At 55.1% G+C, this 14,605-nt stretch carries 10 protein-coding genes; 6 read left to right on the forward strand and 4 right to left on the reverse strand.

Translation table 11 applies throughout. The features are described from left to right. Nucleotides 1–94: 94 nt before the first annotated feature. On the forward strand, nt 95–973 hold the full coding sequence (locus BS29_RS03880; protein ID WP_229955908.1) for a LysR family transcriptional regulator: 879 nt from the start codon (nt 95–97) through the stop codon (nt 971–973). On the opposite strand, the gene BS29_RS03885 is transcribed toward BS29_RS03880, so the two are convergent. Together BS29_RS03885 and BS29_RS03890 are read right to left on the reverse strand one after the other, a co-directional pair. Further along, nucleotides 970–3,630, reverse strand: coding sequence for a DUF2339 domain-containing protein (locus BS29_RS03885; protein ID WP_229955909.1), 2,661 nt, complete (start codon nt 3,628–3,630; stop codon nt 970–972). The genes BS29_RS03880 and BS29_RS03885 overlap by 4 nt on opposite strands. Continuing rightward, complete coding sequence (locus BS29_RS03890) at nt 3,631–5,586, reverse strand: S9 family peptidase (protein WP_229955910.1); 1,956 nt, start codon at nt 5,584–5,586, stop codon at nt 3,631–3,633. A 70-nt stretch (nt 5,587–5,656) separates the two neighbouring features. Here BS29_RS03890 and pabB point away from each other — a divergent pair, with 70 nt between their 5' ends. The 5 genes from pabB to msrA all read left to right on the forward strand — a co-directional run bounded on the left by pabB (nt 5,657) and on the right by msrA (nt 11,603). Beyond that, on the forward strand, nt 5,657–7,429 hold the full coding sequence (pabB, locus tag BS29_RS03895) for an aminodeoxychorismate synthase component I (protein WP_229955911.1): 1,773 nt from the start codon (nt 5,657–5,659) through the stop codon (nt 7,427–7,429). A gap of 30 nt (nt 7,430–7,459) precedes the next feature. Beyond that, nucleotides 7,460–8,734, forward strand: coding sequence for an O-acetylhomoserine aminocarboxypropyltransferase (locus tag BS29_RS03900; protein ID WP_229955912.1), 1,275 nt, complete (start codon nt 7,460–7,462; stop codon nt 8,732–8,734). Between the two features lie 358 nt (nt 8,735–9,092). Continuing rightward, a complete protein-coding gene (locus BS29_RS03905) occupies nt 9,093–10,295 on the forward strand; it encodes a pyridoxal phosphate-dependent aminotransferase (RefSeq protein WP_229955913.1) in 1,203 nt (400 codons plus the stop codon). Between the two features lie 383 nt (nt 10,296–10,678). After that, entirely contained in the window at nt 10,679–10,837 is a 159-nt protein-coding gene (locus BS29_RS03910; RefSeq protein WP_229955914.1) for a hypothetical protein, read from the forward strand. Nucleotides 10,838–10,865: 28 nt separating this feature from the next. Further along, on the forward strand, nt 10,866–11,603 hold the full coding sequence (msrA, locus tag BS29_RS03915) for a peptide-methionine (S)-S-oxide reductase MsrA (protein ID WP_229955915.1): 738 nt from the start codon (nt 10,866–10,868) through the stop codon (nt 11,601–11,603). Nucleotides 11,604–11,812: 209 nt separating this feature from the next. Here the strand turns inward: msrA and infC are convergent, their stop codons facing one another. Both infC and thrS read right to left on the reverse strand, forming a co-directional pair. Further along, nucleotides 11,813–12,352 carry a translation initiation factor IF-3 gene (infC, locus tag BS29_RS03920; RefSeq protein ID WP_229956938.1) on the reverse strand — a complete coding sequence of 180 codons (540 nt, stop codon included), beginning with the start codon at nt 12,350–12,352 and terminating at the stop codon, nt 11,813–11,815. 192 nt (nt 12,353–12,544) lie between these two features. Further along, nucleotides 12,545–14,548 (reverse strand): threonine--tRNA ligase, encoded by a 2,004-nt coding sequence (thrS, locus tag BS29_RS03925; protein ID WP_229955916.1) that lies wholly within the window; start codon nt 14,546–14,548, stop codon nt 12,545–12,547. Nucleotides 14,549–14,605: the final 57 nt, after the last annotated feature.

Genomic DNA, 14,605 nt, shown 5'->3' on the forward strand with positions numbered 1-14,605 from the left:
CCGATATTTGAACAGGCTACGGGATGTTGGAATGACCAGAATTGAATAGCTATTATTCATTTATGAATGGCAATTCTTGGCCTATGGTGATTGCATGACTATCGACTGGGATACAGTGCGCTGCTTCATTACGGTTGCGGAGAAAAAGTCTCTCATGGCCGCTGCCGAGACCTTGGGAATGTCCAATGCGACATTGGGGCGAAAGATTGATGCGCTGGAAATGGCAACCGGATTGCAGCTCGTCCTGCGCGGGCCTGGCGGTGTGACATTAACGGACCAAGGCGTCGAGATGCTCGCCCTGGCCAAAGCAGGCGGCGATCACCTGTTCCAGATGGAGCGCTTGGCCTTTTCGCTGAAATCCGATCGCCGCGCCTTGCCTATTCGGATATCAACAACCGAAACGATGGTTTCTGCGGTGTTGGCTCCGCAATTGCCGAAGCTGATGGAGAAGCATCCCGATATTCTGGTCGATTTGATTATGTCCACGGATTTGGCGGATCTGAACCGCCGGGAAGCCGATATCGCGGTCCGGCTGGCCCGCCCGAAAAGTGACGGGTTGATTGCTCGCAGGCTGCCTGACATTAACAGCGGCCTCTATGCTTCAGCAGATTATCTGAAGGGATGCAATCCGGATAACCTGAAACTGCATGAGGAAAAACTGGCCGGTCTGGACGATCAATATGGCGCTATCCCGGAATCGGTCTGGATGAACGAACATGGCCTGCAACAAGCTGTTTCGGTCCAGACCAGCAGCGTATTTGCGCTATTGGAAATCGCAAAATCCGGTGCGGCCATCGCAATGATTCCGGACTTTCTGGCAAAGCGTCACGCCTTGATCCCTATTGCCGCACCTCAGTCACCGGTTCGCAAACCGTGGATTGTTTTCCACCGGGATAATCGCCGCAATCCCGAGATCAAGGCCGTCCGCAACTGGATAGCAGAATGCTGCCAGGCGAGTTTCGGAACCGGCTAAGCCTCCGCCTTGGCTTCGTCAGAGCGCATCACCTTGCCGTAAATCCAGCCGATACCGAGGAGAGCGATACCAAGGCCGAGGAAGGACAATATCCGTAAGATGCCTTCCAACTGTGCGGCGTCGATAACAAATACTTTAATCGTCACGAGGGTCAGCAGAAGCAGGCCCGAGATCCGCAGCAACGCATTAGTGGTCTGGATACCTCTTGCGAGCCACGCAATGGCAAGAACAAGCAGCCCGGCACTATAGAGATACGTCTCTGTCGAGGAGATTGGCGGCATGGCAATATCGGTGCCATGAACGGCCTGTCTCACGGTGACCATAACGGCCGCTATGGCGGCGAGAAGGCTGCCAATTTCCAGCGGTCGGACCAGCTTGGGCAAACTCGTCACCAATGTTTCAGTCCGTGCATAGAGCCATAGCCACAGCATAGCAGCCGTGAAGTGCAGCGTGCCGAGATTGGCAATCGGGGCGGGACCCATGAGCTGCGTGACGTTGGTGGGGCTAAGCAGGAACAGATCAAAATAGACAAAGCGGAACAACGCCAGACCGGCCAGCGCGAAGCCAAGCGACTGGAGCGGTGTAGCAAGCTTCTCATCCCATGTCCGGCGGAGCAATAGCCAACCGCCAAGCGCAAGCAGATGTGTGAAGACGGCGCGCTCGGCAAAACCGTAGGAGACAAAATCCTCAATCGGGCCGATGGCAAGCGGCTGTTTGAGCAGGGAATAGATGAAACCGCCGATCGCGATCAGGCCAAAGCCTGCGATGATTTTTGACAGAACCTTGCCGAAGCCTTCCCGGAAGACATAGGCGATACCGACAATCGCTATAGCAGGAAGCAGCAGCTCTACGATCGAGGGGCCCAATTCTGGCAAAAAGCGATAGAGGTCGGTCGAGCGTGTCAGCGATTCAAATACCACCTCGACCAGGCCAAAACCGTCAGCCAACATGATCACTCCGCCCAAGGCAATGGCAACGGCTGACTGTATGGTGATAGCTTTGCGTCTGATGAAGCGGGCCCAGTAGGCCAGCGCTGCGGCAACCGCTACGGCTACCAGTGCGCCAAGGCTTTGCGGTGTCCAAATCCATAGCGCGATGGCAATCAGGACTGCGGTCAAAGCGCTGGCCAGCGGCGGAGGAAGAAATGCCGCGACCGCACGGGTGCGCCACGCCATGAAAGCCGTGGTCGCAGCGGTAAACAGGCAGGCAAGGGCCCAGCTATTCTGGCTCCAGTCCAAGTCTGCCAGCGTGTAGATAAACAGCAACATGGCCGTTGGCGCTACCAAGCCAATTGCTGCCCACATCCATCCATCCTTTTCACGCAAGGCGAAAAAATGACCGGCAGCAGTGAAAAGTGTAGCCAGAGCAATAGCGGCAATGAGCTGTGTTTGATCCGAACCAGTGCCTGTAAAAGCCGTGGCAACCATCGCAAGTGACAGGCCGAGCGCTCCAGCAACGGCAGGTGTCAAATTTTCATCGCGCCAGGCAAGTGCGATGGCGAAGACGGCCAGAACGCCGAAAAATAGCCAGCTGACCAATGAAAATTCGATCAGCGGGGCAAGCGTGACCAGCTGCAATAGACCAACGCCTAAGGGGATGGCCTGCATGACCGGCTTGGGAATGCCGAAGCTGGTGCCCGTGCGTGAGAGGGTGAGGACGCCGCCAATGGCGAGCAACACAATGAAGGCTCCGACAAAGGGTATATCGCCGCTCAAATCCATGAACAACAAGGCTGTTGTCCACAGAACGCTACCACCGGTTGCCAGCAGCGCGAGCCAGGCCCAGCCGCGGTGAATAGCAAGGCCAAACAGGCCCGCCGTGAAAACACCCAGATAGATGAGCAACGGCGCCACGGATTCCGGTCCCAGACCGGCGACATAGGGAGCAGCGAAACCGCCGAGCAAGCCCATGATTGCGGTTGGTGGGCCATGGCGCTGAGACAGCACGAAGGCCAATATGGTGACGGCAATGACGCCCCCGAGGGCCGGATAGAGGCTGAGCAGACCATAAAGTTCGCTCGCCATATATAACGTTGCATAGAGTACGGCGATGCCCGCGCCGGCAATGCTGTGGCCAATGCGGACATCATCGGTGAATATCTTGCCAAATTTGGGGATTTTAAAACCAAATTCACTGAGGCCGATGAGTAGCAATCCGAATAAAGCAGCCGTCACACAGCGTGCGGCTGGCCCAAACAGGCCTGCCTCGATCGAAAAACGAACCAGAAAGAAACCGGCAAAAATAAGCGCGATACCGCCGATCCAGATCGGCAGCTTGCCGCCGATCAGTTCCTCAAACCGTTTCGCGGCGCTGGGACGGGGTTCTGCCGGCTTGGTGCTGGTTGGCGATGCCGGAGGCGGCGGCGATTTGGGTTTATAGACTTTTCGCGAGGGTTGTGGCGGCGCCTGCGTCGTAAGCTTTTCCGGCTCTGTTGCCGCTTTGGCAGCGCGCTTAACTGGCGCTTCCGGCGCGGGCTCCGATGCGACTGGCGCGGGCTTTACAGTTTCGGCCATTTTGCTCTGATCGGTTGGGACGGCCGCCTGACGGTCACGATTTTCGAGTATATCTATACGGTTGCGGAGCGCGGCAATGGTTTTGCGTGAATCCAATACCAGCACCATCAGGACAATGATCCCGGCAAAGATCAATACTTCCATTCACTTATCTCCGTTGAGCAGATATTTCTGCCAGAATAGCAGCGACGCCCAGAACTGATAGTCCGCATTTGCCTTTTTGCGGAAGCCATGGCCTTCATTGTTGGCGATTAAATGCCAGGCCGGGCGACCGTTGGCGCGCACGGCCTCGACAATTTGATCCGCTTCGCTGGCCGGAACCCGCGGATCATTGGCGCCCGTGACGACCATCAAGGGCGTATCAATTTCGTTGGCGCGCCGCAGCGGGCTGATTTCTTCGAGCTTGGCGCGCAGCTCCGGTATCCGTTCGTCACCATATTCGATCCGGCGAAGATTGCGGCGATAAGGCTGCGTATTTTCAAGGAATGTCACGAAATTGGATATGCCGACGGACTCCAGTCCGGCCTTTAACGTATTGCCATAGCGCAGCATGGATGCCAGCGTCATATAGCCGCCATAGCTGCCGCCGGTGACCGCGATACGGCGCTTGTTGATGCTTTCGTCTTTGCGCAGATGGGAGAGAAACGCACCGATATCCTTCACGCTATCCTCGCGCCGGAAGGGGCCGTTGTCGAGGGCCGCGAAGCGCTTTCCAAAGCCGGTAGAGCCGCGCACATTGGGATAGAAAATGGCGATGCCAAGTTCGTTGATCAGATAGTTGTTGCGGCCCAGGAAGCGGGGCGTTGCCTGTCCTTCCGGCCCGCCGTGAATGTTGATGATCAACGGGCGCTTGCCCCGATGCCTTTTAGGGTCAGGGCGATAGAGGAACCCGGACATTTTCTCACCATCGAAGCTCGTAATCTCAACCAGCTCCGGCGCGACGTTATTGGCGGCGTCCAGCCCGCCCGTCTCGCTTTTGGTCCAGCGTGTGATCGCAAGCGTTTCCGGGGTGATGCTATAGCTGTCACTGCCCCCTTGGTTGGTGTTCAGCGTGAATCCTAACTCCCCCCATGGTGCGAACTTAAAATTGCCAATCACGCCGGCGGGCAGGTCGGAAACGGTGCGAGCCGCGCCGCTTTGCATATCGTATATTTTCAGGACAGAGCGGCCAGCCTGATTGACTTCAAAAGCGATCCAGCGACCGTCTTTGCTAATATCAAAATCGGAAATGTCCCAGATTTTCTCGTCGATAATCGGTTCAAACACCGCCGTTTCGATATCGACCGTGCCCAATCGCTGGACATCGCTGCCATCATCGGATGCTGCCCATAGCCGGCCATCAGGCGCAAATTTCAAGCCATTATAGGCAACCGGCTGGCTGCTATTGGTGAGCTTGCGCGCCGTGCCATTGGCGATATCGATGAGGTAGAGTTGATTATCCGTGACTGACACATAGTTGAAAGCCAGCAGATGCTTGTCATCTGGCGTGAAATCGATGGGAAACCACCCACCGCCGGTGGATGCGACCAGCATGATGGTGCGGTCCGGCTTGGCGGGGTTCATCAAATAGATGTCATTATATAGCCCGGTGCGCTTGTTAGAACCAAAGGCCAGCAAATTTTTCTCGTTTGACCACGGCCCCAAGCTGTTCCGGCTTTTGCCATCGGTCAGCATTTTGGGAACGCCATCCTCCAGAATGAAGATCTGGTTCACCTCGTTGCCGCCAATGTCTTTTTGAAACAACAAGGCAGAACCATCGGGCGCATAGCTGGCCGCGCGGGCTGGTTCTTCGCCAAAGGTCAACTGTTCCCTGGTGCTGAGCGGTTTCGCAATGCGATGCAATTGCCTTGTATCGGCAAAGCGGGTGCGCACCAGCATTGCTCTGGTTTTTGGGTCCCAGCCAACAAAATTTGCTGTCCGAAATTCCATATAGGGCCGGGTCTTTTCGACAATCGACATCGGAACAGCGGGAATCTGGTCCGCCACCAATGCAGCAGGTTTCGGTGCAATCGCGTCGGGCATTTCTTTTGCCGCAACGGCGGACGGCGCGATTAAGAGCAAATAGGCAGCTGCTAATGCGCCAACAAATGTGATGCGCATCGGGCGCGTCTCCGGTTTAGTTTCGCTAAGCTTATGGACGAACGGTATAAAAAGCAATTAGGGGAGGGGGATGATCCCTGATAATGGTCCTTTCATATTGCTCGACGATGCCCGCGGGGAGGGAGAGGCGGTGCCTGCGCGCCTGTATCGCAATCCGGTCGAAATTGTGGAAGCGCGCACAGCAGATGATCTGGACGCGGCTCTCGATAAGCTGGCCAAAGCAAAGGAACGCGGCCTGCATGCGGCGGGCTATATGTCTTATGAAGCCGGAATGGCATTGGAAGACAGGCTGGCGGCGCATCTGCCTGCTGACCGGCCTTGTCCCCTGGCTTGGTTTGGCTTGTTCGAAGACTATAGTATTTGCCAACCAGATGATGTCATCGCGCAGCTTCCGGATCCCAAAGGCGCATGGTTGGGCAAACTAAAGCCAAGCGTGACGCGAGACGAATATGACCGCGCCTTTGCGCAGGTGAAGGATTATATTATCGCCGGGGATATTTATCAGGCCAATCTGACATTCCGCGCCGATGCTCGCCATGCCGGACATCCGCTCGCACTTTATGCCGCCATTCGGGATCGCGCCAAGGCGGGCTATGGCGGCGTGATCTTTGATGGTCAAAACTGGATGCTGTCCTTTTCACCAGAATTGTTTTTCGCGATTAAAGACGGCCGGATCACTGCCAAGCCGATGAAGGGAACAGCCGTGCGGGTATCAGATGCCAATGCGGACGCAGCGGTGCGAGCAGAGTTGCAGAGTGATCCGAAGCAACGCGCCGAAAATCTGATGATCGTCGACCTTTTGCGCAATGATCTGTCCCGTGTGGCCGAGCCGGGAAGTGTACAGGTGCCCGACCTTTTTCATGTCGAAACCTATCCCACTATCCACCAGATGACATCAACGGTGACAGCCAATCTGGCCGCAGGGCAAGACGTGACCACATTGCTGCGCCAAATCTATCCCTGCGGATCGATCACTGGCGCGCCGAAAATCCGTGCAATGGAGATTATCAACGAGCTGGAAACCGACCAACGCGGCATTTATTGCGGTTCCATCGGCCGGATAGATGCCAATGGCGATGCCGCGTTCAATGTCGCGATCCGCACGCTCTATCTCGAAACGGACCAAGAAACGCTTTCCATCGGCCTCGGCTCTGGCATAGTGGCAGACTCTGTTGGGGGCGATGAATGGCTGGAATGCCTCGCCAAGGGGAGATTTGCAGCGGTGGATAGAAGCGGAAGCGAAGGCGTGGATCTGATCGAGACAATGGCTTTTGATCCCGAACGCGGAATCCTTCGCCTCGAAGCACATCTGGAACGGATGAAAGCCAGCGCCGCTGCGCTGGAATTTGAATTTGACCGGCACGCTGCGCGCAACACGATACAGGCAATCACCTTTCATCAGGACAGGCCGGCCAAGGTGCGATTGATGCTGTCGCGCTCCGGCGCCATCGCAATTGAATTGCGAGCGATGCCGGATCCGCTCACCGAACCGGTACCGGTCAGACTGGCCCCCATGACGGCTCATCCGCAAGATTATCGTTTGCACCACAAGACCAGCGACCGCAGCGTCTATGCTGCGCCCGACATAGACAGCGCCACCCATCCGCTATTTCACGATTCTGATGGTTATCTCACCGAAGGCGCAATCTGGAACATATTTGTCAAACGCGATGGCAAGCTGTTGACGCCGCCCCTGTCTCGAGGACTATTGCCCGGCATATTACGCCGCGAGCTGCTCGAAAGCGGAGAAGCCATCGAAGCCGATTTGCAGGCTGGAGATTTAGACAGCGGACTCTATGTCGGAAACAGCCTAAGAGGATTGGTGAAAGCCGAACTCGCCTGAAATACGGGATTTAAATCAACGGAGACTCTCATGACCGATAATCTGGAAACCATGGCTGTGCACGCAGGGACCGAGCCTGACCCGGCCACCAATGCGCGGATCACACCGATTTATCAGACCGCGTCCTATGTTTTCGATGATGTCGATCATGCCGCCGACCTGTTCAATCTTGATGCGGTCGGCAACATCTATACCCGCATCATGAACCCGACCAATGGCGCGCTGGAGGGCAAGATTGCGGCGATGGAGGGCGGCGCGGCGGCGCTGGCTGTGGCTTCGGGCCATGCGGCGCAGTTGCTTGTTTTCCATGTGCTGATGGACCCGGGCGCGCATATTGTCGCGGCGAAGAAACTTTATGGCGGCTCGCTCAACCAACTTGGGCACAGCGTCAAGAAATTCGGCTGGAATGTGACTTTCGTTGACGCGGATAATCTGGATGAGGTCAAAGGTGCGATTACCGATGACACGCGCTGTGTCTTTATCGAAAGCCTCGCCAATCCGGGCGGCGTGGTGCAGGATATCGCCGGTATTGCTGACATCGCTCACGCGGCCGATATTCCCCTGATCGTCGATAATACCATGGCTTCGCCAGCGCTTTGCCGCCCGATCGAGCATGGTGCGGATATAGTGGTAGAAAGCGGTACGAAATTCCTTGGCGGCCATGGCAACAGCATCGCCGGCCTGATTGTGGACAGCGGCAAGTTTGACTGGACCAAGAGCGAGAAATTCGCCTTTTTGAACCAGCCCAATCCATCCTATCACGGCAAAGTCTTTACCGAAGCCTTTGGCCCGGTTGCCTTCATCCTTGCCGCGAGAGCGCTGTCCTTGCGCGATCTGGGACCAGCGCTGGCGCCGATGAATGCGTTTAACATTCTCACCGGTATGGAAACATTGACGCTGCGGATGGAGCGGCATTGCGACAATGCGCTGGCACTGGCGAAATGGTTGCAAGGCCACGACAAGATCAGCTGGGTATCCTATGCGGGCCTGCCTGACGATCCCTATCACGCGTTGGCGCAGAAATATCTCGGCGGCAAAGGCGGTGCAGTGTTCACTTTTGGTTTGAAGGGCGGATATGATGCCGGCACGAAGCTGGTCTCTACCGTGAAGATGTTCAGCCATCTTGCCAATATCGGCGATACCCGTTCGCTGATCATCCACCCGGCCTCGACCACGCATAGCCAGTTGTCGGGAGACGAGCTGGTCGCCGCTGGCGCTGGCCCGGATGTGGTTCGCGTTTCCGTGGGGATTGAGCATATTGATGATATTGTGGCGGATATGGAGCAAGCGCTCGACACGCTCTGATGACTTATGGCGAGGCGGTATGGATCATCTGTGGCGCCTTGCTCGCAGAATTTATGAAAAAGCGCTGCCGTGCCAAATCGGCTTTCCTACAAGTGCCTGTCTCTGGTAAGCTGAGGCGATGTTGGAACCAATTCGGTCTTCTGAGATGTTATGGTCTCGATTTTGACGGCGCATTCTGTCGTGTCAGGCATTCGATTCAACCGAATTTCACCCCCGTTTTGCGTATCATTTGTATAATTTCTCGACCAACGCTGAATTAAAACCATATTAAAATGATGGTATGGGCAATCTCCCTGTTGCAGCAGGCCCTTATTGATATTAGGCAACCCCCCGCTAGCCTTCCAGATAGGACGACCCCATGACACAAGTTTCACAAGCCCTCGGCAGAATTCAACCCTCCGCGACCATGGCCATGTCTGGCCGGGTTACCGAACTTAAAGCGCAAGGCATCGATATTATTGGTTTGTCCGCCGGTGAACCGGATTTCGATACACCTGATTTTGTCAAGGAAGCCGCGATCAAGGCAATCCGCGATGGGGACACCAATTATACCACGGTCGATGGAACGGTGGCTGTGAAGGAGGCGGTGGCCGCGAAATTTCTGCGCGATAATGATTTGACCTATGCGCCGTCCCAGATTTCAGTGAATAATGGCGGCAAGCATACCTTGTTCAATGCCTTGGTGGCGACACTGGATGCGGGTGACGAGGTGATTATCCCGGCGCCTTATTGGGTAAGCTATCCCGATATCGTGAATTTTGCCGGCGGGAAGCCCGTGATCATCGAGGCGGGTGCGGATCAGAATTACAAGATCACGCCTGATCAACTCAGCGCGGCAATCACGCCAAAGACCAAATGGTTGATCCTCAACTCGCCATCCAATCCGACGGGTGCTGCCTATAGTGGTGATGAGCTGAAGGCGCTGGGTGAAGCCTTGTTGCCGCACCAGCAGGTAATGGTGATGACCGACGATATGTATGAACATGTCTGGTATGCCGACTTTCCGTTCACCACAATCGCGCAGGTTTGTCCGGAACTCTATGACCGCACCCTGACGGTCAATGGTTGTTCGAAAGCCTATGCGATGACCGGCTGGCGCATTGGATATTCCGGCGGGCCCGAATGGCTGATCGGTGCCATGCGCAAGTTGCAGTCGCAGTCCACGTCTAACCCCAGTTCGATTTCCCAGGCGGCGGCTGTCGCCGCCCTCAATGGACCACAGGATTTTCTGGCAGACCGGAACGCTGCGTTCCTGAAGCGCCGGGATTTGGTGGTGTCGATGCTGAACGATACGCCGGGCCTGCATTGCCCGACGCCGGAGGGTGCCTTTTATGTCTATCCCGACGCCAGCGAGCTAATGGGTAAGACTACGCCCAAGGGTAAGATGATCGAAAATGATCAGGATTTAATTGGCTATTTCCTCGATGAAGCACAGGTGGCGGCGGTCCACGGCGCGGCCTTTGGTTTGTCTCCGGCTTTCCGGGTCAGCTATGCAACATCTGAGGAAATTTTGCGGGAAGCATGTACGCGGATACAGAGAGCCTGTGCGGGATTGACTTAGTTCCCTCAAGCGCCGGGCGGGAGGAGTTTTTGTTTGACCTCAGGCGCCGGGCGCGGGCATCCGCCCGCTTGGCTATCGCGCTATAAGGCGCGGCGGCCGGTCGGCCTTGCCTCCGCTTCGCGTCGGTCCGGTGCCGGTTACAGAGCTTTTCTCCGAGCGCAGCGAGGCAAGCGCGACCGCGCGCCCGAGCTTATGCGAGGAAAGCCAAGCGGGCGGATGCCCGCGCCCGGCGCCTGAGGTTAATCAATAAAGTTTCCCTTCACCCGCTGAAACTGAATGTCGTCTTGTGACCCCGTTCACAACGGGGAAAGCCATCCTATATTAAAGCTGTAACCAAATCAGGGGTCGCTCCGAACACAGGGTAACCACAGCAGGAAAATACAATGCCTAGTTTTTTGAAATCAGATTTGACCTACAGCCTGAGTGGCGGTTTCCTATTGGGAGCGCTGGCTTTGTTCTTCATGCAGCCCGCTGAAGACGAGCAGGATTATAGTGAGAACCTGTCTTCGACGGTTAGCGCATCTGTTGAGGTGTTAAGCTAAATCCTTTTTTGAATACGGGGCGTTTGATATGAGTAGAGTCTTTCCGAAACTGGCCATTGCCGGAGCAAGCCTGGCCACATTTGGTGTCCTTTGGACTGGTGTAAACGCCTCTTTCCCCGACGAAGAAACAAGCACTAACCTATTCGTGAGCGAAGCCCATGCCGCTGAAAAAGCGACAATCATACCAAGACCCCGCGTCAATGCGGCGGAGAAAGGCAAACGCGCGGTCGCCATTTTTGCGGGCGGCTGTTTCTGGGGTGTCGAAGGTGTTTTTGAACATACCAAGGGTGTGATCAGTGCGGCATCCGGCTATCATGGCGGTACCAAGCGCAGCGCAAATTACAAGCTGGTTAGCGCCGGCCTGACCAATCATGCCGAAGCGGTGCGTGTCGTTTATGACCCCAGTGTCGTTAGCTATGGCCAGCTGATGCAGGTCTTCTTTTCAGTGATTGCTGATCCCACGACGTTGAACGCACAGGGGCCGGATCGCGGCAAACATTATCGCAGCGCATTGATCCCCACAAATAAAGCGCAGGCGAAAGCCGCTCGCGCTTATCTGACGCAGCTGGGTAAGGGCAAATATTGGAAACGGCCGATCGTCACAAAAATCGAAGCCTATAAAGCCTTTTATCCTGCGGAAACCTATCACCAGGATTTCATGCAGAAAAACCCGCGCCAGGGCTATATCGTGCGCTGGGACAAACCCAAGGTTGCTAATCTGAAACGGCACTTTCCAAAGCAATATCGCGCGAAACCAGTAAGTTGATATTGGGCGGCGAAAGTCGCGCAAAAAGTCGCGCCCATTTAACCTGTCGTTAGTTTTGCCGTGTTATTCATTACAGGAATCGCACGACAGAACGGACAAGCCCATGGTATCGCAAAATTTTGAATTTGCTATCGCGCTAACGTCCCTGATCGTTGGTATGGCTTTTATCTGGGTTGCGCGTAAGCACCCCAATTAATCGCTTCACCAGACTATTTGGGGCACAGAACCATTAGCATCTGACGGCCTTCCAACTTCGGATAGGCTTCGACCTTGGCGGTCTCCTTCATGTCATCCTGAACCCGCTGCAGCAATTGCATGCCGAGCTGCTGATGTGACATTTCACGGCCGCGGAAGCGCAGGGTTACTTTGACCTTGTCACCATTGTCGATGAACTTGTTCACGTTGCGCATTTTGACCTGATAATCATGATCGTCGATATTCGGACGCATCTTGATTTCTTTAACGTCCTGCACCTTCTGGGTCTTGCGCGCTGCATTGGCCTTTTTCTGGGCCTCATATTTGAACTTGCCGACGTCCAGAAATTTCGCGACGGGTGGAGAAGCGTTCGGAGAAACTTCGACGAGATCGAGGCCTACATCCTTGGCTCGCTCAATCGCTTCGCCCGTATTCATGACGCCGAGATTTTCACCTCTATCGTCGATGACCCGAACCGTATCGGAGATGATCAAATTGTTGAAACGCGGACCGCCTTTGACGGGCGGCGTGGGACGGCGTGGTGGTGCAGCTATGTTAAATACTCCTAGATGTTTAGACGAAGCGGCCAATAGCGGGAAATCGCATAGGCCGCAAATTGTTATGTATATTTAGTATGGGATTGCCTGAGGATCAATGATTGGATCAAAGTTCGGGTTTGGTGGTTGTTATTGGGAATGTGGCGCTGGTCAATCCATTATCCGCGCGATTGCACGTGCCCAGCGCTATCATGCCAGCTCTCTCAAATCCGGTGCCAGTGCTTCGTCTTTCAGCATTGCAACCGCTTCGTCGAGAGTCAGGAACATTTGTTCTTTCTGACCCAGTTTCCGCAAGGCCACTTTCCCTTCTTCGGCTTCCCGCATGCCAACAACCAAAATATTGGGTACTTTTGCCAATGAATGTTCCCGGACCTTATAGTTGATCTTCTCATTCCGCAGATCGGCGGCGACCCGGACTCCGGCGGCTTTCAGCTTTTCTTCGACTTCTTTGGCATAATCATTGGCATCAGTGACAATGGTTGCCACCACAGCTTGCGTAGGCGCGAGCCAGAGCGGCATTTTACCCGAATAATGCTCGATCAATATGCCGATGAACCGTTCATAGGACCCGAATATCGCCCGGTGCAGCATGATCGGACGGTGGCGCGCACCATCTTCGGCAATATAGCTAGCGTCGAGGCGCTCCGGTAATACCCGGTCGGACTGAATCGTACCAACTTGCCAGGTGCGGCCAATCGCGTCGGTCAGATGCCATTCCAGCTTGGGCGCATAAAAGGCGCCTTCGCCAGGCAGTTCTTCCCAGCCATATTCTTCGGTTGCCATGCCGGCAGCATGAACTGCATCGCGCAGTTCCGCTTCGGCTTGATCCCATATTTCGTCAGAACCGAAACGCTGTTCAGGGCGTAGCGCGAGTTTGATGGCATAGCCTTCAAAGCCCATTTCCTTGTAAACGCGGTCCGCCAGTTCGCAGAATTTCCGGACTTCATCGACAATCTGATCTTCGCGGCAGAATATATGCGCATCGTCCTGTGTAAACTGGCGCACGCGCATTAGCCCGTGCAACGCGCCATGCGGTTCATTGCGGTGGCAACAACCATTTTCATAGATGCGCAGCGGCAAATCACGATAGCTTTTGATGCCCTGCTTAAAGATCAGGACATGGGCCGGGCAGTTCATGGGTTTAATCGCCATCATGTCGGCATCGGATGACACCAGTGGTGCATCATCATCCACGCTTGGAATTTCATCAGGCACCACAAACATATTTTCGCGGTATTTGCCCCAGTGGCCCGATTGTTCCCACTGTCTAGCGTCCATGATTTGCGGGGTTTTTACCTCGTTATAGCCGGCATCGTCGACCGCACGGCGCATATAGGCTTCCAGCTCGCGCCAGATCATATAGCCTTTGGGATGCCAGAATATGCTGCCCATGGCTTCTGCCTGGATATGGAACAGGTCCATTTCCTGACCTAGCTTGCGATGATCCCGTTTGGCGGCTTCTTCAAGCCTTACGAGATGCGCCTTGAGCTGTTTCTTGTTTAGCCAGCCGGTGCCGTAAATGCGCGACAATTGCGGGTTGCGCTGATCACCGCGCCAATATGCGCCAGAGACTCGCATCAGTTTGAACGCCTGTGGATCCAACTTCCCGGTTGAAGCCAGATGCGGGCCGCGGCACATATCCATCCAGTCATCGCCGGACCAATAGACGCTGATTTCGTCGCCTTCCGGAAGTTCAGCAGCCCATTCTGCCTTAAACTTCTCACCATCTTTTTCCCACAGCGCGATAAGGTCATCACGTTCCCAAACTTCACGTCGCAATGGCTTGTCAGCCTTGATGATCCGCTTCATTTCCTCTTCGATCTTTGGCAGATCATCATCGGTAAACGGATCGCCAGCAGGCGCGAAATCATAGTAAAAACCATCGTCCGTAGACGGACCAAAGGTGATTTGCGTACCGGGGAAAAGATTTTGCACGGCCTCGGCGAGCACATGGGCAAAATCGTGCCGCGCGAGTTCCAGCGCTTCTTCCTCATCACGTGACGTTATCAACGCCAGTTCGGTATCTACGTCCAGAGGCCGCATGATGTCACGAATCTCGCCATCAATGCGCGCAGCCAATGCGGCTTTGGCCAGACCCGGACCAATATCGGCGGCTATCTGTGCGGGTGTGGTACCCGATGCCACTTCACGCGCAGAGCCGTCGGGAAGGGTGATTTTGATCATCTTGGTCATCGGGTTTCAATCTTTAAAGTTCACACAATTCTCACCATAGAATCTCGGAAAACAGCG

It is taken from the genome of Parasphingorhabdus litoris DSM 22379, from assembly GCF_020906275.1.
GTDB classification, from domain to species: domain Bacteria; phylum Pseudomonadota; class Alphaproteobacteria; order Sphingomonadales; family Sphingomonadaceae; genus Parasphingorhabdus; species Parasphingorhabdus litoris.

Excerpts from the sequence above, each read along its gene's own strand:
- BS29_RS03880 (WP_229955908.1), top strand. The coding sequence starts at position 95 with ATGACTATCGACTGGGATACAGTGCGCTGCTTCATTACGGTTGCGGAG.
- BS29_RS03885 (WP_229955909.1), bottom strand. The coding sequence starts at position 3,630 with ATGGAAGTATTGATCTTTGCCGGGATCATTGTCCTGATGGTGCTGGTA.
- BS29_RS03890 (WP_229955910.1), bottom strand. The coding sequence starts at position 5,586 with ATGCGCATCACATTTGTTGGCGCATTAGCAGCTGCCTATTTGCTCTTA.
- pabB (WP_229955911.1), top strand. The coding sequence starts at position 5,657 with ATGATCCCTGATAATGGTCCTTTCATATTGCTCGACGATGCCCGCGGG.
- BS29_RS03900 (WP_229955912.1), top strand. The coding sequence starts at position 7,460 with ATGACCGATAATCTGGAAACCATGGCTGTGCACGCAGGGACCGAGCCT.
- BS29_RS03905 (WP_229955913.1), top strand. The coding sequence starts at position 9,093 with ATGACACAAGTTTCACAAGCCCTCGGCAGAATTCAACCCTCCGCGACC.
- BS29_RS03910 (WP_229955914.1), top strand. The coding sequence starts at position 10,679 with ATGCCTAGTTTTTTGAAATCAGATTTGACCTACAGCCTGAGTGGCGGT.
- msrA (WP_229955915.1), top strand. The coding sequence starts at position 10,866 with ATGAGTAGAGTCTTTCCGAAACTGGCCATTGCCGGAGCAAGCCTGGCC.
- thrS (WP_229955916.1), bottom strand. The coding sequence starts at position 14,548 with ATGACCAAGATGATCAAAATCACCCTTCCCGACGGCTCTGCGCGTGAA.